The organism is Paraburkholderia strydomiana (assembly GCF_031456815.1).
GTDB classification, from domain to species: Bacteria; Pseudomonadota; Gammaproteobacteria; order Burkholderiales; family Burkholderiaceae; genus Paraburkholderia; species Paraburkholderia caledonica.
This window is the reverse complement of sequence record NZ_JAVDVL010000001.1, coordinates 964781-985910: the sequence shown is the minus strand read 5'-3', so window position 1 is coordinate 985910 and position 21130 is coordinate 964781. Positions and strand designations below refer to the sequence as shown.

General features: G+C 61.8%; 22 protein-coding genes. 14 read left to right on the top strand and 8 right to left on the bottom strand.

Features of this window, described 5'->3' with window-relative positions; translation table 11 throughout:
* Positions 1-192 precede the first annotated feature (192 nt).
* Positions 193-2826 carry a 2-oxoglutarate dehydrogenase E1 component gene (locus tag J2W46_RS04425; RefSeq protein WP_310351585.1) on the top strand — a complete coding sequence of 878 codons (2634 nt, stop codon included), beginning with the start codon at positions 193-195 and terminating at the stop codon, positions 2824-2826.
* Between the two features lie 226 nt (positions 2827-3052).
* Positions 3053-3442: a response regulator gene (locus J2W46_RS04420; protein WP_027776302.1), complete on the top strand. Its 390-nt coding sequence runs from the start codon at positions 3053-3055 to the stop codon at positions 3440-3442.
* A 71-nt stretch (positions 3443-3513) separates the two neighbouring features.
* On the opposite strand, the gene J2W46_RS04415 is transcribed toward J2W46_RS04420, so the two are convergent.
* Positions 3514-3993 (bottom strand): universal stress protein, encoded by a 480-nt coding sequence (locus J2W46_RS04415; RefSeq protein ID WP_204521896.1) that lies wholly within the window; start codon positions 3991-3993, stop codon positions 3514-3516.
* Positions 3994-4221: 228 nt separating this feature from the next.
* Here J2W46_RS04415 and J2W46_RS04410 point away from each other — a divergent pair, with 228 nt between their 5' ends.
* Positions 4222-4911 (top strand): FadR/GntR family transcriptional regulator, encoded by a 690-nt coding sequence (locus tag J2W46_RS04410; protein WP_310351580.1) that lies wholly within the window; start codon positions 4222-4224, stop codon positions 4909-4911.
* A 96-nt stretch (positions 4912-5007) separates the two neighbouring features.
* Here the strand turns inward: J2W46_RS04410 and J2W46_RS04405 are convergent, their stop codons facing one another.
* The gene (locus tag J2W46_RS04405; protein WP_020066663.1) at positions 5008-5601 is read right to left on the bottom strand and encodes an acyl-homoserine-lactone synthase; all 594 of its coding nucleotides are present in this window, start codon (positions 5599-5601) and stop codon (positions 5008-5010) included.
* A gap of 154 nt (positions 5602-5755) precedes the next feature.
* Here J2W46_RS04405 and J2W46_RS04400 point away from each other — a divergent pair, with 154 nt between their 5' ends.
* Positions 5756-6073 carry a helix-turn-helix domain-containing protein gene (locus J2W46_RS04400; protein WP_020066662.1) on the top strand — a complete coding sequence of 106 codons (318 nt, stop codon included), beginning with the start codon at positions 5756-5758 and terminating at the stop codon, positions 6071-6073.
* Here the strand turns inward: J2W46_RS04400 and J2W46_RS04395 are convergent.
* Positions 6057-6761 (bottom strand): helix-turn-helix transcriptional regulator, encoded by a 705-nt coding sequence (locus J2W46_RS04395; RefSeq protein WP_020066661.1) that lies wholly within the window; start codon positions 6759-6761, stop codon positions 6057-6059. The genes J2W46_RS04400 and J2W46_RS04395 overlap by 17 nt on opposite strands.
* Positions 6762-7316: 555 nt before the next feature.
* Between J2W46_RS04395 and J2W46_RS04390 the strand changes: the two genes are divergently transcribed.
* The 6 genes from J2W46_RS04390 (at position 7317) to J2W46_RS04365 (ending at position 13623) form a co-directional block, all read left to right on the top strand.
* Positions 7317-8255, top strand: a complete 939-nt coding sequence (locus tag J2W46_RS04390) for a dihydrodipicolinate synthase family protein (RefSeq protein WP_310351579.1) — start codon at positions 7317-7319, stop codon at positions 8253-8255.
* A gap of 20 nt (positions 8256-8275) precedes the next feature.
* Positions 8276-9220, top strand: a complete 945-nt coding sequence (locus J2W46_RS04385) for an SMP-30/gluconolactonase/LRE family protein (RefSeq protein ID WP_310351578.1) — start codon at positions 8276-8278, stop codon at positions 9218-9220.
* 268 nt (positions 9221-9488) lie between these two features.
* The gene (locus J2W46_RS04380) at positions 9489-10658 is read left to right on the top strand and encodes an ABC transporter substrate-binding protein (protein ID WP_020066658.1); all 1170 of its coding nucleotides are present in this window, start codon (positions 9489-9491) and stop codon (positions 10656-10658) included.
* Between the two features lie 75 nt (positions 10659-10733).
* The gene (locus J2W46_RS04375) at positions 10734-11813 is read left to right on the top strand and encodes an ABC transporter ATP-binding protein (RefSeq protein WP_027776294.1); all 1080 of its coding nucleotides are present in this window, start codon (positions 10734-10736) and stop codon (positions 11811-11813) included.
* Positions 11810-12697, top strand: coding sequence for an ABC transporter permease (locus J2W46_RS04370; RefSeq protein ID WP_020066656.1), 888 nt, complete (start codon positions 11810-11812; stop codon positions 12695-12697). Before J2W46_RS04375 ends, J2W46_RS04370 begins: the two co-directional genes overlap by 4 nt.
* On the top strand, positions 12697-13623 hold the full coding sequence (locus tag J2W46_RS04365) for an ABC transporter permease (protein ID WP_087751051.1): 927 nt from the start codon (positions 12697-12699) through the stop codon (positions 13621-13623). The genes J2W46_RS04370 and J2W46_RS04365 overlap by 1 nt, the downstream gene beginning before the upstream one ends.
* A 29-nt stretch (positions 13624-13652) precedes the next feature.
* Here J2W46_RS04365 and J2W46_RS04360 read toward each other — a convergent pair whose 3' ends face one another.
* Together J2W46_RS04360 and J2W46_RS04355 are read right to left on the bottom strand one after the other, a co-directional pair.
* Entirely contained in the window at positions 13653-14258 is a 606-nt protein-coding gene (locus J2W46_RS04360; RefSeq protein WP_310351574.1) for a short chain dehydrogenase, read from the bottom strand.
* A 211-nt stretch (positions 14259-14469) separates the two neighbouring features.
* Positions 14470-14922 (bottom strand): DUF3005 domain-containing protein, encoded by a 453-nt coding sequence (locus J2W46_RS04355; protein ID WP_087751049.1) that lies wholly within the window; start codon positions 14920-14922, stop codon positions 14470-14472.
* Positions 14923-15182: 260 nt separating this feature from the next.
* Here J2W46_RS04355 and J2W46_RS04350 point away from each other — a divergent pair, with 260 nt between their 5' ends.
* The 3 genes from J2W46_RS04350 (at position 15183) to J2W46_RS04340 (ending at position 17301) form a co-directional block, all read left to right on the top strand.
* Positions 15183-15416 carry a hypothetical protein gene (locus tag J2W46_RS04350; protein ID WP_020066652.1) on the top strand — a complete coding sequence of 78 codons (234 nt, stop codon included), beginning with the start codon at positions 15183-15185 and terminating at the stop codon, positions 15414-15416.
* A gap of 110 nt (positions 15417-15526) precedes the next feature.
* A complete protein-coding gene (gene epsC, locus J2W46_RS04345) occupies positions 15527-16453 on the top strand; it encodes a serine O-acetyltransferase EpsC (RefSeq protein ID WP_020066651.1) in 927 nt (308 codons plus the stop codon).
* Positions 16453-17301, top strand: a complete 849-nt coding sequence (locus J2W46_RS04340; protein WP_310351570.1) for an AraC family transcriptional regulator — start codon at positions 16453-16455, stop codon at positions 17299-17301. The genes epsC and J2W46_RS04340 overlap by 1 nt, the downstream gene beginning before the upstream one ends.
* A gap of 35 nt (positions 17302-17336) precedes the next feature.
* Here J2W46_RS04340 and J2W46_RS04335 read toward each other — a convergent pair whose 3' ends face one another.
* The 3 genes from J2W46_RS04335 to J2W46_RS04325 all read right to left on the bottom strand — a co-directional run bounded on the left by J2W46_RS04335 (position 17337) and on the right by J2W46_RS04325 (position 19886).
* Complete coding sequence (locus tag J2W46_RS04335; protein ID WP_020066649.1) at positions 17337-17855, bottom strand: metal-dependent hydrolase; 519 nt, start codon at positions 17853-17855, stop codon at positions 17337-17339.
* A gap of 166 nt (positions 17856-18021) precedes the next feature.
* Positions 18022-18378: a hypothetical protein gene (locus J2W46_RS04330; RefSeq protein ID WP_027776285.1), complete on the bottom strand. Its 357-nt coding sequence runs from the start codon at positions 18376-18378 to the stop codon at positions 18022-18024.
* A 356-nt stretch (positions 18379-18734) separates the two neighbouring features.
* Positions 18735-19886, bottom strand: coding sequence for a porin (locus J2W46_RS04325; protein WP_020066647.1), 1152 nt, complete (start codon positions 19884-19886; stop codon positions 18735-18737).
* Positions 19887-20534: 648 nt separating this feature from the next.
* On the opposite strand from J2W46_RS04325, the gene J2W46_RS04320 reads away from it, so the two are divergent.
* Positions 20535-21095, top strand: coding sequence for a hypothetical protein (locus J2W46_RS04320; protein ID WP_088174183.1), 561 nt, complete (start codon positions 20535-20537; stop codon positions 21093-21095).
* Positions 21096-21130 lie beyond the last annotated feature (35 nt).

The window sequence follows — 21130 nt, the reverse complement described above, 5'->3', positions numbered from 1 at the left end:
CGCGGACCGGCTCGATAACAAATAGAAGTCCGAGCGCTCTGCAAGCCTGCATCCGCAACGCGTTCCTTTCCGTTTCGCTGTCTGCCGAAGATCGCGGCCAACTGTCATGTTGCCGTGGAGGGCTTGCGCCCTGAGCATCGCAATGCGGACAGCGAAATCCGACTAACGGTTTCTTCCGCACGCTATCAAAACATGTCACACGTCTCTTCCGAATCGATTGTTCTTTCACGCTCGCCGGCCAGCGCGGTTATCGAACCGGCAGGCGACCTGTCGCCGGTAGCGCGGACGTTGCAGGTCCGGCGCTTCATCGACGCGTTCCGTCAACACGGTCATCGTCAGGCGTCGCTCGATCCGCTGCGCCTCACGCCCTTGCCCGACGTGCCCGAGCTCGACCCAGTGTTTCATGGGCTGGACCCGGCGCAGCCGATTGGCGCAGAAAACCCGCTGCTGCCGCCGTCGGCGGCGGTGCATGAACTGGAGCGCCAACTGAGGCGCGTGTATTGCGGCGCGATCGGCCTCGATCTGACCGGCATTCGCGATCCGCAGCGTCGCGCGCGTTTATCCGCAATGCTCAAGTCGGAACAGCTTGCGCCGTTGCCAGCCCGCGAGCAGCGTCGCGCTCTGTTGCGCCGCCTGATCGCCGCCGAAATGTGGGAGCGTCATGTGGCGGCGGTTTTCGAGCATGCGAAGCGCTTCTCACTCGAAGGTTGCGAAAGTCTCGTGCCGCTTCTCGAAGCAATTGTCGATGAGGCTGCCGCTCAAGGCGTTCAGCAGGTATTCGCGGGCATGCCGCATCGGGGGCGCCTCAATGTGCTCGTCAACTTGATGGGCTTCGATCCGGCGAAGCTCGTCGATTGCCTCGATCCGAATTCCGATGTCGCGGCCACGCAGCGCGATCTGCCTTATCACCTCGGCGGCAGCACCGTCAGACAGACGCCCCATGGCGACGCCGCGATTTTCCTTGCGCACAATCCGTCGCATCTGCAAAGCGTGTATCCGGTTGTGAGCGGAATGGCGCGTGCATACCAGGACGAACATCGCGGCTTTGGATGCCTGCCGGTGGTCGTGCATGGCGACGCGGCATTCGCGGGCCAGGGCATCGTAATGGAAACGTTGAACATGACGCGTAAGGACGGTTACGCGTTGGGCGGCACGGTCCACGTTATCGTGAACAATCAGATCGGTTTCACGACGCCGAACCGGATGGACACCGAAGGCCATTCCTATTGCACGGACGTCGCGCGAATGATCGACGCGCCCGTGATCCGCGTGAACGCAGACCGTCCCGACGAGGTCCTGCGCGCCGCGAAGCTCGCATTGCAGTACCGGATGGAGTATGAAGCCGACGTCGTCATCGATCTGATCGGATATCGGCGCCTCGGTCATTCGGAACACGATATTCCGGCTCTGACGCAACCGTCGCAGCAGGCGGCAATCTCGGCGCATCAGACCGTCACCGAGCTTTATCACGCGGCCATCGGTGAGGAGACACCACTCGAGATGTTGCGCGCCGATGTATTGAAGGATCTTCTGACGCCGCCTCCGCAAACGTTGTCGCAGCAACGCGCCGACCGGACGAGCGGTGCCGGACCCGCGAACCCCGCGAAACCTGCCAGGCGCACGAAGCGCACGCGGCCGTTGTCGCTCGCCCGCTTGCAGTCGCTGACTGCAGCGTTGACTCGCACGCCGCCCGGGTTGCGTCTACATGACTTCGTGCGCGACATCACGGCGAAGTGGCAGCGGAGCGTGGAAGCGGAAACCGCGACGGTCGACTGGTGTTTCGCGGAAAACCTCGCGTATGCAAGTCTTCTCGACGACGGGCACAGTGTGCGCATCTCCGGCATGGACGTGGGCCGCGGCACCTTCATGCATCGGCATGCAGTGTGGCACTCGCAAGGCGCAACTTCTGGCGCGGCTTCCGGCGCAACTGAGCCTTATGTGCCGCTGCAAAATCTGGGCGTGCATCAGGGCGAGTTCGACATCATCAATTCACCGCTGACCGAGGAGGCCGTGCTGGGTTTCGAGTACGGCTACAGCGTTCAGTCCACCTCCCACCTTGCCATTTGGGAAGCGCAGTTCGGCGATTTCGTGAACGGCGCGCAAGTGATCATCGATCAATATATCGCCGCGGGCGAGTACAAGTGGGATCAACCGTCCGGTCTGACGATGCTGCTGCCGCATGGCCATGAAGGCGTCGGTCCGGAGCACTCCAGTGCGTATCTCAGCCGCTTCCTGCAACTGTGCGCAGGCGGGAACATGAAGGTCGTGATGCCGTCGACGTCGTCGCAGTGGTTCCATATGCTGCGCGAACAGGCGCTGAGCGTCGAGCCGAAGCCGCTTGTCGTGATGTCGCCGAAGGGGCAGCTTCATGCCAATGAGCGTTCGCATGCGCCGCTCGGCAAATTGATCGACGGTGCGTTTGCTCCGGTGCTGCAGGACAGTGGTGCTGCGTTGCCTGCAGACGTGACGCGCGTCGTGCTGTGCAGCGGCAAGTTCTTCTACGACTTGCAGGCGGCGCGCGATGCTTCTGGCGACACGCAGACTGCGCTCGTCCGGATAGAACAGCTGTACCCGTTTCCGACGAGCGAGCTTGCGCTTGCGCTCGCCGCTTACCCGAACCTTGCGGAGGTGGTGTGGGCCCAGGAAGAGGAAAAGAAGCATGGCGCATGGCACTTCGTGCGCGATGACATAGAAGGAGCGGTTCCGGCGAACTGCCGCGTGTTCGACGTGTGCCGGCGCGAGAGTCCGTCGGGCGCGGATTCGTCGATACGCGCGCATCGCGTAGAACAGCAGCGCCTGGTGGCAGCCGCATTGGCGCGCGCCTAAAGTTGCGCCGTCAAGCAGTTTGCCCACCGGGTTGCAATTGAGTTGCTATTGTTAACAGCAACAGGCGAGGTGCTCGCGCGCGGCAATCAGTATGCTGCGACGCGACCGCTTCGCCATTTCCCGCTTCGCATGCATGTTGCGGCGCGTAGGCCGATTGGCGCGAATTGAGGAGCGCGTTGGCATGCGCGTTGCGACGCAGGTTGTCGAAGCGATAGGACAATTGCACATGGCAACCGTACTGCTGGTAGATGACGACGCCGAGGCGTTGGACGCGTGGAGCGCGATTTGCTCCGCCGAGGGCTACGAAGTAAAAACTGCGCTGGACGGTAAGTCGGCGCTAGCTCAGTTCATGGCTTCGCCCGTCGATGTCGTGGTTGCCGACTGGCGCATGCCGACCATGTCGGGCAGTGAACTATGTCACCGCTTGCGCACACTGCCCGGGCTGGCCGACGTCGCTTTCATACTCGTTTCGGGAGAGCCGAGCCCTCCCGCCTTCGTCAGCTTCGACGGGTTTCTGCGCAAGCCGGTGGATGGGCCCGCGTTGCTGGCCACGATGCGGCGCCTTCTCGACGACCACGTCACGCATCGCGCATTGCAGCGAGGCGGACCGACGTAGGATCGATCGTGCACGCGGCGCGGCTTGCCTCACTTACTTGCCACCTACTCTCTGGCGTGACGCTCGCGGCGTCAGTCTGGCGTTTGCGCATCGCCGGACGATTTACTCGCCGCGGACGGGATCAGCAGCACCGGCAAGCGAGCCTGGCGCACACAACGCTCCGCGACGCTGCCGAGAATCAGGCGCTGAAATCCGCGCCGGCCGTGTGTGCCCATGACGAGCAAGTCGGCGTTGAAGTCGGCGGCGGCTTTCAGCACGGCCGTGGAAACGTCGTCGAGCGACGGCGCTTCGGTCACGACGATCTCTCCCTTCACGCCTTGCGCGTCCATTTCGCGCGCGAGCTCCACGCCGAGTTCCTTCCCTTGTTCGATGAGACTATTGCGAAGCACTGAAGGGTCATAGCCCGGCGCTTCGAAATACATTGGCGTATTTTCGACGACGTACAAGGGCTGCAAAACAGCGCCGTTGGTTCGGGCGAGCGCGAGCGCTGCTTCGAAAGCACGGCGGGAAGTCTGGCTGCCGTCTACCGCCACAAGAATGCGTGTGTACATTTCCGCTCCAGATCAGGTTGCGAGCTTTAATAATCGTTCAGAAACGCCGCTTCAGCCAGGATGTAAATCAACCGGTTCACAAATTTTGACGTTGCTTCCGCTAGACGGCCGCCGTTTCAAGGCGCGTGGGCGCTCTTTGCCCGATGCAGCGACCCCGAAGCGCGGCGATTGCCGCCGCGGTTTGCCTTACAATCGGGATCTACTCTGACAAGCTGCTGCGCCCGGCCGATGAATGAGCGAAAAACGACGGGCTTGCCCGACAAGATCTACGGCGACATCCTGAATCGCATTCTTGAAGGCGAATACAAGGAAGGCCAGCGGCTGCCTACCGAGCATGCGCTCGCCGAACGCTTCTCGACCTCGCGACCCACGGTGCGCGAGGCATTGGCGCGGCTGCGGGCTGACGGCATCATCGTGACGCGTCATGGCTCGGGTACGACAGTCGCGCGGCGACCCGACCCGGACGTGCGGCGTTTCGCGCCGCTCGAGACGCTGTCCGACATCCGCCGCTGCTACGAGTTTCGCATTGTCACGGAGGCCGGCGCGGCCGAGCACGCGGCGCTCAAAGCCGACGCCGACGACATTGCGGCGATCGAGCACGCATGGGATCAACTCGAACGGATCATCGAGACGCGCGGCATTGGCGCGTCGGACGACTTCCTGTTTCATCTTGCGGTGGCGCGCGCGTCGAAGAACCCGTTTTTCATCACGGTCATGTCGTTCATCGAGGAACAGATAGTTTTCAGCATGAATTTGTCACGCAACCTGTCGCTCGTAAAAACGGTGGAGCGGCAGCGTCTCGTGCAGGCGGAACACCGCGCGGTGCTCGATGCGATCCGCCGCAAGGACCCGCAGGCGGCGGGGCAGGCAATGCGAGCGCACCTGGAGAACGCGCTCGAACGGATGTTTGGTTCGTGAGGCAAGCGTCGCATGGCCCGCTGCGCGCCGTCTAACCGGCCGTTGCCAACACGGCGAAGCGCGGCCGGCGGCGAGCAGCGGACCACCGAGGTGTAGCTAAGCGGCTGCGGCGATCGGCCCGAACAACGCCGTGCGGGTCTTCGGACTCACGGCGATATCCAGCGCCACCGCGCGTTCCACGCCGATCTGCAGCGGTGAGCCGAGACGGCTTATCTCGATTCCGGTCTTGCGCAACAGCCGCTCGATGGGGGTTGTGGTCACCGTCACATAGCGCGTGATGCCCATGCGGTCGGCGAAGGCGACCAGCTCATGAATTGCTTGCATCGTCACGTCGGCAAAGCCGAACGACTTTTCCTCGCCGCTCGTGTCGATCGCGAAGCGGCTCAATTCCCAGATATGCCGCCCGACCGGCGCCGCAGCGCCATGCAGCAACTGAGGAAAGGTGTCCTTGAGCATGTTCGGTCCCTCGGTCGGCATCAGGCGCCAACAGCCACGCACGCGCCGGTCGTCGGCCTGGATCAGCATGTAATGCGGTCCCAGCGCATCGTAGCCGTCGATTTCCATGCCCGCTATGGTCGGAATATCCCATCCGAGCCGTCCGTGAAACACCCGTGCCCGCAGGCGATACATCTCGTTGATGTCTTCGTTGTCGAACTCTTGACGCATTCCAATCCGGATCGCTGTTTGCATGACGTTCTCCTGAACGTGTTGGGGAAACCAATACGCAGGAAAACTTATGCATTCTGAATCGTTCCGCTACCTATCTACCTGGATAGGTGTGCATGCTTATCGGATATCGGAGAATTTGAGACAGGAAACAGCACTCAACCGACGGGACACAAAAATGGAACATCTCGACAATCACTGGCAACCGCAAACCGGTCTACAAACGCGTTCGGCGGAGCCGTCCACAGCGGTAGATCGGGTGTTGATCATTGCGTACCGCAAAAAGAAGAAAGAAAGCCAGCGTCGCTTCTGGGCTCGCTTCGGCGTCACGCAATCGCGCGGCAGCCGCTTCGAGTCCGGTGCGGAAATCCCCGCGCCCGTCTCGATCCTGCTGGGCCTGTACTTCACGAAAACCGTTTCCGACGCCGACCTCGGCCGGGCCGAGCGGGTGCTTCACAGCCGCGACGCGGCGGCGTTGCTCAACCCGGGTCAATAAGCCCCAGTTGTGTCGCAATCACGGCTGCTGCGCGCCGCGAATTCACGCCGAGTTTGGTCCTGATGTTCTTCATGTGGAAGTTCACCACGGCTTCCGAACAGTTCAGGATATGGGAAATTTCCCACGTGGATTTGCCGCGCGCGGTCCATTGAAGGCACTCGCGTTCGCGCGGCGTCAGCTTGGGCAACAAACTTTGCGTGTGCGCATGCAAATGGCGCTGACTGGTGTCGATCACCAGGTCGCGCAATAGCACGAGATTCGGCAATACCACGTCGATATGACGCCAGAAGGTGTCCGTCGGATTGGCGTCGTTCACGAAGCACATCATGCCGGCCTCCTGATTCGGGCCGTGAATCGGCAGTGTCACGCCCGCGCGCAAGCCGTGGGCGCGCGCTTCTTCGTACATGGACTGCTGCGGCGCCGTCGTGAAGATTTCCGGCGACCACACTAGTGGCGACGAACGTGTCGCGCAATGTGCGACCGTTGGGTCTATATGAACCAGGCCTTGCTCGTCGTAGGTGCGGCGCCACGCGGGCGCATAGGTGCTGCGAATGTAAGCGTCTTCAAGCCGAATGGTCGGGCGCGGAAGCATTGCGATCAGAAGCCGGTCGAATCCCCAGCTCTCCGCAAGACCGGTCACCGCGCTGAACCATTCCGCTTCGTCGGCGGCCTCCAGTAGCGGTGCCATCTGCTCGATAAAATGTAGCGCCAATTTCCACTCTCTCAGACTCGCAAATAGCCTGTATGGTTATTTGCGCAGGTTTTTATGTGCGACTGCTTTAGTGCGGACAATTTATCACTAAAAAATGTTTTGCAACCTGGAGCCGTCCGCTCTATACGCGGCCTTTAACTCACGTTTAACGGAACGCGAATAAACCTGCATGCGCATTCGCCCGACGTAGATTTGCGTGTACCGCGAATTTCGCTGCAATCCCCAAGCAGCAGGGTGTTGAGCTTTTGTCGATCCATTCCTTTCATATCGCGTTTCGCGAATGCCAAATAAACGGGCAAAACCGCTCCATTCGCCATGCCACGTCTTTGCTTGGCCCGGCCGCTTCTGCTGCGTAAATCACCGTTTCGCACTATGCAGCTCATTCCCCTCTATTGTCATACGAAAGCGTGGTGAAGCGTCTTAACATTTTGCCGCACGCGACGATCGTGGAATCGTTGCGGACAAAGTTGTTTGACAACTTTTCGAGGCAGATGCTACCGTAGACGCTACGACTTTTCGGGTGTCCGCCTTATGAACGAATCTCCGTTTGACGACCGCGAACTCGCGGCCTCGGTTATGGCCGTGCCGCCGCTGGCACGCCGCGCAGACCTGCCACTCGACGCCGACCAGAATGCCACGCTGATCCGCCATATCGAGGCAGGCGGCGTGCGCACACTGCTCTATGGCGGCAACGCGAACCTCTATCACACAGCCGTGAGCGAATATCGCGATCTGCTCGACCTGCTGGCCGATGTGGCGGGCGCCGACACGCGCGTGATCCCCGCCATCGGGCCGGACTACGGAAAGATGCTCGATCAGGCGCGCATCCTCGCGCAGACCCGCTATCGAACGGCAATGGTGCTGCCGCTCGCCGGCTTTACGACGTCAGAGGGCGTCGAAGCAGGCCTGACGCGGATTGTCGACGCGGCGGGCGTCCCGCTCACGCTGTACATCAAAAGCGAAGACTATGTGGACGTGGAGACGCTCGCGCGCCTCGTTGAGCGGGGCACGCTGCTCGCCGTGAAGTATGCGATCGTGCGCCAGAATCCCGCCGACGATCCCTACCTGCGCCGCCTGCTGCAACATGTGCCGGCGGCCAAGATCGTGTCGGGCATGGGCGAGCGGCCTGCGCTCGTGCATCTGCGCGAGTTCGGCCTCGCGGCATGGACAACCGGCTCGGGCTGTATCGCGCCTCACATGGTGACGGCCCTGCTGCACGCAGTGAAAACCGGCGACAACGACGCCGCACAACGTCTTTACGACGCGTTCCTGCCGCTCGAAACCTTGCGCGACGACATCTCGCTGATCCGCGTGCTGCACGACGCGGTGACGTTCTCGAAGATCGCCGACATGGGGCCGATCCTGCCGCTGCTCAGTTCGACGCCGCCCGAACATCATGCGAAGATCGCCGGCGCGGCGCATGCGTTGCTCGCGCTCGAAAGAGAGCACGCGCGCGTCCGGGCCCATTGATCCAATCAGACAGAGGCAGCATGACCGACCACAGCCGACGCTATCCCGATCCTTCCGTACGCGTGCTCGATCCGCGCTTCAAGTCGCTGACCCTTGCGTCAGCGTCCGTCGAGTGTCTGTATCAAGGCGCGCGCTGGTCGGAAGGGCCGGTCTGGTTCGGCGACGGCCGCTATCTGCTGTGGAGCGATATCCCCAACGACCGTGTCTTGCGTTGGGACGAGGCGAGCGGCACGGTCAGCACGTTCCGTCAGTCGTCAAACAATGCCAACGGCCATACGCGTGACCGGCAAGGCCGCCTCGTGAGTTGCGAACATCTGACGCGCCGTGTCACCCGCACCGAATACGACGGCTCGATTACCGTGCTCGCCGATCGCTATCGCGGCAAGCGTTTCAATTCGCCGAACGACGTCGTCGTCAAATCCGACGGTTCGATCTGGTTCAGCGATCCGACGTTCGGGATAGACGGCTTCTACGAAGGCGAGCGGCAGGAATCGGAGCTGCCCGCCTGCGTGTACCGCATCGACGGCCAGACGGGCGAGGTGAGCGTAGTCGCCGACGACATTCTCGGACCGAATGGCCTTGCGTTTTCGCCGGACGAGTCCGTGCTCTATATCGTCGAATCGCGAGGCGAGCCCCGCAAGATTCGCGCTTTCGACGTCGATTTAGACGGAAGCGGCGCGGCGCTGTCGAACAACCGAGTGTTGATCGACGCGGGCCCCGGCACGCCGGACGGCTTTCGCGTCGACGTCCACGGGAATTTATGGTGCGGTTGGGGCATGGGCACAGACGAACTCGACGGCGTGCGCGTCTTTACACCACAAGGCGAGGCGATCGGCCATATTGCGCTGCCGGAGCGCTGTGCGAACGTGTGCTTCGGCGGACGTCATCGCAACCGGCTTTTCATGGCGGCGAGCCACGGCCTGTACTCGCTCTATGTGAACACGCAAGGCGTACGCGGCGGCTGATCGCGTGCTTCGCCTACGAGCGGTCCGTGATAGTTGCCTGACAAGCCTCTTTACGCGGTCGCGCGGCTCGGGGTTTGCCCTCCTATACAAGCGCGCCAAATCATTGAGACCAAAGGCCTTCGGGCGAAAATGCGCGGAATGTCGGGGAAAACGCGAGCAATAGTATTTGCTTGACATCGGATGTGGCGCTTCGCTATGTTGCAGTGGTTGAACAAGACGCCCGGCGCAGTCGTCCGGCGGACTTCATACCAAGAAGCGAGGAGACGCAATGACTGTTCCGCACAGGTTGTCGCTCAGGCTGGTGTCGGTATGTCTCGCGGCGAGCGCCGCGTTCGGGTCGGCTGCTCACGCGGCTGATCCAGTCACACTCAATATCGTCGACGTCGCCGGCGATCTCCAACTTACGCGCGCCGGGTTCGAGGCGTTCAAAGCGAAGTACCCGAACCTCGTCGCGAATATCACCTACACCAACGCGCCCGCCCCGCAATTGCCCGGCAAGATCAAGGCTATGCAGGGCGCGGGCCGCTCGGACATAGACCTGGTACTGACGGGCACCGACGCCCTCGCAGCCGGCATCGAGCAGAACCTCTGGACCAAGCTGCTGCCCGACAACGCGGCGCAATTCCCCGGCGTGCTCGACAAATACGCGCCCGGCCCGCGCAAGATGCAGGATCTGGCGCAAGGCTATGGTCTTGAGGTCGCGTATATGCCGGCCGGGCCGCTACTCGAATACAACCCCGCCAAGGTCAGCGATCCGCCGAAAACGCCCGAGCAACTGCTGCAATGGTGCAAGGCGCATCCGGACAAGCTGATCTACGCGCGGCCCGCGAACTCGGGACCGGGCCGCACGTTTCTGATGGGCTTGCCCTATGTGCTCGGCGACAAGAATCCGCAAGACCCCATCAACGGCTGGGATAAGACCTGGGCGTTCCTCAAGCAGCTGAACGAATGCATTCCTTACTATCCGGGCGGCACGTCCGCGGTGATGAAAGAGCTGGGCGAAGGCACGCGCGACATGACCGTGACGGTAACGGGCTGGGACATCAATCCGCGCGCGCTCGGCATCGTGCCCGCCGATTTCCGCGTGCAGGCGTTCGACAACATGACGTGGGTGAACGACGCGCACTACATGGTCGTGCCCAAGGGCGTACCGAAAGAAAAGCTGGACGTGCTCTACAAGCTGATGAACTTCATGCTCGAGCCTGCGCAGCAAGCCATGACTTACGACGACGGTTACTTCTATCCGGGTCCGGCGATCAAAGGCGTCACTGTCGAGCAGGCCCCCGCGCATAGCCAGGAAGTCCTGAAGAAGTACGGGCGGCCCGAGTACGCGAAGCTGCTGGCGGAACGCCCGCACGTGTTGCCGCTCAATGCGGCTGCGATGGTGGCCGCCTTCAGGAAATGGGACACGGAAGTCGGCGCTCAAAAGACCAAATAACCGAAGCCGGATAGCCGCGCCCACTCGTGCGAGTGCGATTCGCGCGTGACGCGTCACGCGCATCAGGGAACCGCCATGAAGCATCACTTCGAACAGTTGCGGCTCGACTCGGTGAGCCGCAGTTTCACGAATGCGGAAGGCCAGTCGATCGCCGCGCTCCAGGGGCTCGATTTGAACATCCGGCGCGGCGAATTCATTGCGTTGCTCGGGCCTTCGGGCTGCGGCAAGTCGACGGCGCTGAACTGCATCGCGGGTTTGCAGCCGCTGAGCGGCGGCGGCATCTGGCTGGACGACAAGCGCATCGATGTATTGCCGCCGGAAAAACGCGGCTTCGGCATGGTGTTTCAGAACTACGCGCTGTTTCCGCACATGAGCGTGCTCGACAACGTCGGCTTCGGGCTGAAGATGCGCGGCGTTGGCAAAAGCGAAATCATGCGGCGCGCGCGCGAGGCATTGCAACTCGTGCAACTGGTCGGCCACGAGCGCAAGCTGCCCGGGCAACTGTCGGGCGGCCAGCAACAGCGCGTGGCGATCGCGCGTGCGATCGTCATCGAGCCGCCGCTGATCCTGATGGACGAGCCGCTGTCGAATCTCGACACCAAATTGCGCATCGAGATGCGCGCCGAAATCCGCCGCATTCATAGCCAACTCGAACGCGCGACGCTGTACGTCACGCACGATCAGGACGAAGCGCTTTCGATGGCCGACCGCATCGTCGTGATGAGAGAGGGCGTCGTGCAGCAGGTCGCCACGCCGAAAGAGGTCTATACGCGCCCGCAGAATCTGCATGTCGCGCGTTTCATGGGCTATCGCAACGTCGCTGAATTCACGCTCGAAGGCATGCAAGGCGAAGGCGTCGCGGTGAGCGCAAACGGTGTCCGTCTGATCGGCACGCCGATGGCGGGCTTCAACGGCAAGCGCGTAAGTGTGGCGCTGCGCCCGGAGGACATGGAGCGCACGGCGCCCGGAACCGAGAATGCGTTCGACGCGTTGGTGACCGTCGTCGAATACGGCGGAAACAGTTCTCTGCTGCGCGTGAAGACCGCGTTCGGCGATTTGTGGGCACGCGTCGCGGGAGAGTTCGTCGAAGGACAACATATCAGCTTGCGTGTGCCGCCTTCGCGCACGCTTGTTTATGACGGCGAGGCGGCATGAGCACGCCCATGCCGTCGGCGCCTGTCGCGCCCGCCGCGCAGCGCGATAGCAAGGCGTGGCTCGTCACGCCGGCGTTGCTCGTCATCGTCGCGCTGTTTATCTATCCGTTTGCATACGGTCTCGCGCTGTCGTTCCGGCCGATGAACGGCGGCAGTGCATGGGCCAACTATCTGACGTTCTTCACCGACACGTCGATGTGGCCCACCATCATCGTCACGCTGAAGCTGGCCGTGCCGGCCACGCTGATCAACGTCGGCGTGTCGGTGCCCGTCGCATTCGCGTTGCGCCGGCATTCGCGGTATCAAAAGTTCGTGACCACGTTACTGGTGATTCCCGTCACGCTCGGCACGGTGCTGATCGCCGACGGCATGCTCACTTACTTCGGACCCAACGGCTGGTTTCCGCAGGCGCTGCACGGCATGCATCTCTATTCGAGCGAAGTTCGGCTCACACATAACTTTTGGGGCGTGCTGATCTCGCTGATCGTGTCCGGATTTCCATTCGCGTTTCTGTTGACGCTGTCGTACGTGACCGGCATCGACCCGACGCTCGCGAGCGCCGCCGCGACGCTCGGCGCGAGTCCGTGGGAGCAGTTTCGCCGCATTTATTTGCCGCTGCTGGTTCCCGGTTTGACGATGGCCGCCTGCCTCTCGTTCGTGCAGGCGTTTTCGGTGTTTCCATCGGCGGTGCTGCTTGGCGCACCCGCGGGGCCGACTCGCGTGATGTCGATTGCGGCAGCGGAGGCCGCGTTCGAAAGTTATGACTATTCGCTCGCGTCCGCGATTGCGATGGTGATGGGTTTCGTGCAGTTGCTGGTAGTGGCCGCGATGCTAGGCGCGCGCCGCTTCTTTTACAGCGGCCCTGCAACCGGAGGCAAAGGCTGATGACGACCGAGCGTGGCGGCGCGCCGGCTTCATGGTCCGCGTCCGAATCCAAACAGCAGGGCGACGACGCACGCGAGCCGAGGCGCGTAAAGCAGCGTGCGAGCGTGCCAGGCCGCGTATGGCGCGTGATCGTGTGGGGCGCGATGGTGTTTTTCCTTGCCAACGTCGTGCTGCTGATCGCGACCGTAGCGGTCAATTCGATCGCGACGCGCTGGTTCGGCACGTTGCTTCCGCAGGGCTTCACGCTGCATTGGTATGCGCAGGCGTGGAGCGATTTCCAGCTGGCGAGCGTGCTGTGGGTGACGGTCGAAGTAGTCGGCGCGGTCGTGCTGCTGTCGGTGCTGCTCGGCGTGCCGGCAGCATATGCGCTCGCGCGCGTGCAGTTTCGCGGCAAGCGCATTGCAATGCTGATTTTCCTCTTGCCGTTGATGGTGCCGCCGGTCACTTACGGCATTCCGATGGCGACCGCGATGTACAAGATCGGTCTGGCCGGCACGCTGAGCGGCGTGATACTTGCGAATCTCGTGCCCGCGCTGCCGTTCGTGATTCTCGTGATGACGCCGTTCATCGAACAGATCGATCCGAACCTCGAAGCGGCCGCGCGGATTTTCGGCGCGAACACGTTCCGCTATTTCCGCTACGTGCTGCTGCCCCTGCTCGTGCCCGGCATGCTGGCGGCGGCGCTTCTGGTGCTGGTGCGCACCATCGGTATGTTCGAACTCACGTTCTTCACGGCGGGGCCCGGGACGCAAACGCTCGTGGTCGCCCTGTACTACGCGGTGTTCTCAACCGGTGTGCGCGCGCCGCAATCCATCGACGCCATGGCGATGATCTACATGGCGATCACGCTGGTCTGGGTGTTGATCGCGCTGCAGTTCGTGAGCCCCACCCAGATCGTCTCGCGCGTGAAGGAACAGAAGCATTGAGCGGCGTTACGCGTATCACAAGCTGGCGCTCAGTAGCCGACGCGATACACACGGCCCGTCTGCGCGCCTTCCACGCTGCGTAGGTACGCTTGTGCGGCGCGTTGCGCGGTGACCGGTTCGAAGCCGCGAAAGTACGGCGCATACGCGCCCATCGATTCGGTCAGCACTGTCGGACTTACGACGTTGATGCGGATACCGCGCGGCAGTTCGATCGCCGCGCCGCGCACGAAACCTTCGAGCGCGAGATTGACGGTCGTCGCATTCGCGCCCTCGCGAATCGGCTCATCGCCCACGATGCCGCTCGTCAGCGTGAAAGAGCCGCCGTCGTTCACGTAATTCTGCGCCGCCAGCACGGCATTGATCTGTCCCATGAGCTTGTCGCGCAGCCCGACCCAGAACTGTTCGACGCTCATTTGCTGGAGCGGGCCGAAATGCAGTTTGCCCGTTGTGGTGACGACGCCATCCACCTTGCCGAGTTCGCGGAAGAGCCGCTCGACGCTCGCCGGATCGGTGCTGTCCACCTGATACTGGCCGCGCGTCGCGCCCACTTCGATAACTTCATGGCGAGCCTTCAGCTCCGCAGTAACAGCCTGGCCCAGCGTGCCCGTGGCGCCAATCACGACGATCTTTTTCATCTACCGCTCCGTTGAGTTTGATGTGCCACGATTGTGCGCCGCGCCGGGTCGTACAAAAAGCCGCGACTGGGAGGAGGTCTTCGAACCGTCGGTTTCTAATCCACGCAAGGCGATAAAAAACGCGCATCGTTATTTAAACAATGCGCGCGTTGATATCCGCCGACAAATCGGCCTCTTCGTCCAGATTCAAACGCGAGTGCAAATCGGCAGATTATTTCACCCGCTGTATTTCGATCACCCGTGTTGGTCGCAAATGATTAAGGGCGTAATGGATGCGGCCGCGTTCATGGCGGTTTTCGCCTGGGCGCGAATAGTCGAACAGATCATCGGTCGAATGGAGCGCCTGCGGCTCGAACATGCCTTTGTCGATGACCGTATAGCCCGGCTCGAGCGCGAGCAGCAGATGATTGCCGCCCACGCGGCTGTCGAACCCGGCCATGCCGTCGTGCGCTTCCGGCACGCTGTTGACGAGCGTCGCGTTGCTGGTCGTAATTTCGTCGACTGCTATCGGGCTCTGGCCCGCAATGCGCGCGGCTTCGTGATTCTTGCCGTCGGTGTCGACCGTGCTGTCGTGTGTCCGGTCATTGTGCGATTCGGCCGTACGCGGGCCGTTCGGGACAGTTGGCTTGCCGGCGTCTGCTGCCTTGTCGAAATGGGTGTTCATATGCATTCTCCTTTCAAGAAGTTGGGTTCAGAACTGCAAGGTCCGTTCCCTCACCAAGGCGATTGCGTGCGCGCGTCTTTCGTTTTTTTTAATGAACGCGCATTTTCTACAGAGTATGATCATACTCCGGCGAGCGGGGCGTGTTCTGCAACAGCGCTTAATCGGGTTCTCGCGAGATTCACATCGCTGTTTATCAACACCGGTGCAACGAGCGCGGGCTTACTCAAAACATTCTACGGGGCCGTCAGGGCGGGTGACACATGCACTTCGATGCTGCATTCACACATCGCGGCTATTTGTTAAATTGCGCACCGGCGCGCGCCGGCGACGGCACTTGGCAACCTTACGTCGTCATCTCGCGGTCGAGCGACGGTGAACTCGTCGCCAACCGTTTTTTCCCGACGGACCTGTGCTTTCGCGACGAGGCCGCCGCAATTGCTCATGCGCGCGACTGGGCGGTGCGCTGGATCGACGCGAGCAGTCTGACCATCTAAGCGCACCTTCGCCTTTGCCTTGCGCGCAACGCTGCGCGAGCCGTGGCAAAACGCGGTAATCTCTCGGGACACTCACTCCGTACCGTGCTCCCCGCACGGCGCTGTCCCTCATGCCTAACGCGCCTACCCACAACTGGGGCCTTGAACAGATCGTCGCGGACCTCCGTGCGTCACGCGAAGAGTTGCATCGTACGCGGCATCCGCTCGGCATTCGCGAACTGCCGTCGCGCGAAGCGGTGGTCAACATCGTCGCGGGCCTGCGCGCGGCGCTATTTCCCACGCACTACGGCGCGCCGGATCTGACTGACGAAACCGTCGACTACTACGTCGGACACACGCTCGAAAGCACGCTGCGTTTGCTCGCGGAGCAGATCCGCCGCGCGCTGCGGTTTCTGCCGGAACACGCGCAAACGCCCGACACCGAACTGCGCGAGCGTGCCTTCGAGGTTGCGCGCCAGTTCGGCACGCAGTTGCCTGGCATTCGCGCGCTGCTCGTCAGCGACATTCAGGCGGCGTTCACAGGCGACCCGGCCGCGCAGCACATCACCGAAATCCTGCTCTGCTATCCCGGCGTATGGGCGATGACGCATCACCGCCTTGCACATGCGCTGCATCGTCTCGGCGTGCCGTTGCTCGCGCGCTTCATCAACGAGATCGCGCACTCGGCGACCGGCATCGACATTCACCCTGGCGCGACGATCGGCCCGAGCTTTTTCATCGACCACGGCACGGGCGTCGTGATCGGTGAAACGGCGATCATCGGTGAGCATGTGCGCGTTTATCAGGCGGTGACACTGGGCGCGAAGAGCTTCGCGGCGGATATCGACGGCGCGCTGATCAAGGGCAATGCGCGGCATCCAATTGTCGAAGACGACGTGGTGATCTACGCCGGCGCGACGATCCTCGGACGGGTAACAATTGGCCGCGGCTCGGTGATCGGCGGCAATGTGTGGCTCACGCATAGCGTCCCGCCGGGCAGCAGCGTGTCGCAAGGCAAGGTCCGCGAAGGGGAGCGGGGCGAAGAAGGGCGGCGTTGATGCGCGGGCGCGACGCGTCGCGTGGCCGCGTCCACATGCCTCGTTGCGCGATTGCAGGCGTCGAGGCAACGGTGGCGCAAACCGCGCATGCGTTTCCGCGCCATTCGCACGACCGCTTTGGGGTCGGTGTGATTGTCAGTGGCGGGCATAAATCGGCGAGCGGTCGCGGCCCCGTCGAAGCGCGCGCCAACGACGCGATCATGGTGAACCCCGGCGAAGTGCATGACGGCAGTCCGCTCGATGAACGCGGCCGCGCGTGGCGCATGCTCTATTTCGAGCCGTCGATGCTGGTGAGCGCGGCGGCGGAATTGAGCGGCGCGGCGGCGCGCGAGATTGAACTCACGCAGCCCGTGGTGCACGACCCGCTGCTGAAACATCTTTTCGAACGATTATTCGCGGTGGCGGTAGAGGTGCCGGGCACACCCGATGCGTTGGCGCGGGAACAGGCGTTGCTCGAACTGCTTGCGCATCTGCTTGGCGCTCACGCAACCGCGCAGGCGAGCAGTGAAACGCATGTTTTATCGTTGCGTCGCGCGGGGCCGATTGCACGCGCGAAAGCGCGCATCGACGACGATCCGTCAGCGCCGCTCACACTTGCCGATCTCGCCGGCGAAGCCGGCATGAGCCGCTTCCAGTTGCTGCGAGCATTTGCGCATGAAATCGGCTTGCCGCCGCATGCATACCGGATGCAACGGCGCGTGGTGCTGGCGCGGCAATGGATAGCGCGCGGTGTGTCGCTCGCCGACGCGGCTGCCGCTGCGGGCTTTGCCGATCAGAGTCACATGACGAGGGCTTTTGTGCGCCTGCTCGGTGTCACGCCCGCGAACTACGCTGCGGCGATGCGTTAATGCGGACTCACGCTGCGACCATACGAACGCGGGATTCACAAGCGCAGGTGCTGCCAGAGGTCTAGTCCGTGCATGCCGGGCAGTCCAACATGCCGACCGACAAACCAGGCCGCCGCCCACGAAGCCGCGACTACGATCAGGTCGCAATGTCCGCTATTCCATAGATTCAGCGAATGCCGTCCGGCGATCCACGGTACGCCGAGCGGGTTGGGCCAGTCGGCGAGCAGATGCATCAGGCCGCCGCATGCGAAGCCGAACGCGGGCGCCGCATAAATCGAATGCCCGAGTCCACGGTACGAAACGGCGAGTAGCGCGATCCAGCCGATGCCCCAATGCGTCAACGTGCGATGCGCGATCCACAGCCGGCGTGCGCGCGACCACCACGCGACTTCGAGCCAGTCCGGCGCGGTGCTTCCCGCTACGCCCGCGATAAAGCTCATCAGTACGCCGATATAAAACGCGCCGTCGTGACCGCCGCCGATGCGCGCCACGACCGCCGCGGCAATGACGCCCGCCGCGAAACCGGTTGCGTGATGTGCTTTGCTGGATGCCATCGGAATTCACGACGCAGCGCGTCGCGTGAAGAAGAGGGGCGGCTACGGTCGCAGATAGACGCGCAGAAGAATAGCCGGGACGCCGGTAAAAACGTGTCGCGGCATCGCGTGTCACGCATTAAACAACGGCGCATTCAACATGGACCACGCGCGCCGGCTGCAATACTCAGGTCGCACAACGTGCGATATTGAAGCGCATTTCCGGTTCCGGTGGATCGTCGGGCGCGTTGGCCGGATGCATGACCTTGATCACGGAGCCCGCGTTCGACGGCGTCAACGTGACGAAATATGAATTGTTCGAATCTGAGCCGACCGCGATCTCTGTCGCGCTGCCCACGCGCGACAGACGAACTCTCGACAAGCGGCTTTCCAGGCAACTGGCAATGTACGCGGGAGCACGTTGCGACGACACGTAGATCATGGGCTGCGACGCGTCGCGTGCGGAAGGCCCGTTAGAGGAACCGCAAGCCGCGAGAGTGGCGATCGCCACGGCGGCGGGAGCAAGCAGAAAAATTCGTTTCATGGTGAGGTCGTCGGCGTCCCCGAACATTTTTTCGGGAACCTTGTGCGGGCGAAGCATAGCGCGGTCAATGCACCGAGTCATACAGCAATCAATGCAATGCGATGCTTCGCGACAAAGCCGCCTTTCACTTGCATTGGGCGCTCGCTGAAACCTCGCTGAAACCACACGCAGCGAACACGCCCGATCACGAAGAGAAATGCGGACGCCCGAGTATACCGAGCACGCGCTCGCGCCGTCACTTTCGTTACAAGCTGAAACGTCGCGCCCACAAAAAAACCCGCGACGTGATCGTGTCACGGGCGGGTTCGGAAGCAGCGCGAAACGGTAGGCTCGCGCTGCAAGCACTGCGTGGAGAGTTAGAAGCGGTGACGCAGGCCGACAGCGGCGGCAACCTGGTTACCCGTCGACGACGGCGCGAGCGTATTGATCGCCGCTACGTTCGAACCAAAGTTGCCGAGTTCGCCCGATGCATGCTGATACACGCCTTCAACGTAGACGTCGGTACGCTTGCTCAGCGAGTAGTCGCCTTGCAGCGAGACCGTATGCCACTTCGGATCGCCCGAGCCGTTGGAGCCCGACACTTTGCCGTCCGTGAACGTGTACGAAGCCGCGAGGCTCATTGCCGGCGTCAGCGCGTAGCGGCCGTTCACTTCGTAGTTGTCCATGTGCAGGTTGGTACCGGCAATGCCTGGCAGCGTTGCACCGCCGACGTCGATGCCGGTGATGCCGTCCAGTTGCGTATGCGTGTACACGAAGCCCGCGGTTGCCGGACCATATGTGTAGTTGATGCCCGCACCATACGTGCGCTGCAGGTTTGCCGCGATCTGCGCGGTGCCGTCGCCTTGCGAAACCGCGCCGCCCAGATTCGAGCTGCCCGACTTGTTCAGTTGCAGATAAGCCGCCGCGACGCTCAGCGGACCATTGTCATACGAAGCGCCCGCGCTCCATGCGCGATTGTTCGAGAACTGGCCAGCCGAATTGCTGAAGCCGTACAGGCCGCCGAATTTCAGACCCGCATAATTCGCGCTCGTGTATTTGACCGCGTTCTTGATCGAGAACGAGTTGTCCAGGTTGTCGTTGTCGAACGGGTGGGCCGCGAGATTGTTGCCGTAGCCTGCGCCCGCTTCCGACAGCGGCGCGAGATAGTCGACCACCGAGTCGTATTGACGGCCGAGCGTGAGCGTGCCGTACTGGTCGCTCTTCAAGCCGACGAATGCCTGGCGGTTGAAGAGCGTGTTGCCTTCCGAGAACTGGCCGTTGTTCAGATTGAAGCCGCTCTCCAACGTGAAGATGGCGTGCAGACCGCCGCCCAGGTCTTCGCTGCCGCGCAGGCCGAAGTAGGTGTTCGACACCGAACCGCTACCTTGCTGCCAGTTGCTGTGGCCGCCCTGGTTGTTCGAATACACGAGGCCGGCGTCGAGTGTGCCGTACAAGGTGACGCTGCTTTGTGCGTGTGCGTTGAGCGCGAATGCGCCCATGAGACCTGCTGCGATGAGGGTTCTTTTCATTTCATGACTCCAGGGACAATGCATCGAGAATCGCATTCGGGGTGGGACCGTGGATCGCGCTGATCGCGTCGGCCACGTGCCGATCCGCTGTGAAGTGTATTCCCGCTATTCGCTTATCCAATTGCACAAATAGCGCAACACTCATTTCCAGAATCCGTAATGAACATATGCGAATGACGTAAGTGCGCAAAAATAAAGGAAAATAACAATGCACGTGATTATGGCTCCGCATTCAAGCTTATTTTATTGTTGCTGGCGCGCGACGGCTTTCAAAGTGCATTACTGCCAGAACTCTTGCTGAAGCTGCTGGCGTGAGGCCGAATTGCCGGCATTTCACGCAATAAAGTCTTCTTTGTCCGAAGCTCTATTCGACTCGTTGCAGGTTCTGATATCTGCATTGCCTTCCCATTGCCTTCCATTAAAGGCCAACGTTTTATCAATTTTTATACGCGGCAAGACGCAAAATTTTTTCTATTTTTATAATGGGCTTATTAGTTCCGTTCAAATGGCGAAATGCAGTATTTCGACCGGCGAAACAACTGCCATGACTTGTCCGTTCGTCAGAGCGTGGCGGCCGGCGCGCCGGAGGCGGGTAGAATCGCATGCTCGATATGTGTTTCTAGTCCAGCGATAGTGAGTGAACCTGTAATGACCGACCCGACCCTTCCCTCGTCCGACCAAGCTGCTGATCCCACGACGGAAGGCGCGTCCGAACCCGATACCACGCAGATCGAAGGCGAGCCCGAAACGCTGCACGAAGCGCGTCTTTGGCGCGACGACGGCTGGACCGCTCGCGTCATCAAGAATGAAGACGACGAAGGCTGGGCCGTCGAAATGATCAAGGACGGCGAAGCCGAGCCCGCGCTTGTCGGCCCATGGACAATGGGTCGTAACAAGAAAGACCCGAAGCCGCTCGACACGGGCGCGTTCAACACGCTCGTGAAAACCGCGTCTGAAGTGCTGCGCCGTCATGAGCAGCAACTGCGCGCGCAACTTCACAAGGAAGTACGCGTGTCGAGCGCGGACGGCAACAACGAACTCGACATCACGCTCGACATCGTGCCCGATGAAGACGAACCCTACGCGCTGCTGACAGCGCTCGACACATTCGGCGAGCAACTCGCGCAAGTGCAGGTCGCGCCTAATTTCAAGCTCAGCAAGGCGAGCGCTTCGGCGTGGGTCGAGAATGACTTCCGGCGTCCCGGCTAACACCAGTTGTTAACGTCGGTTGTTGTCGCGGCTAA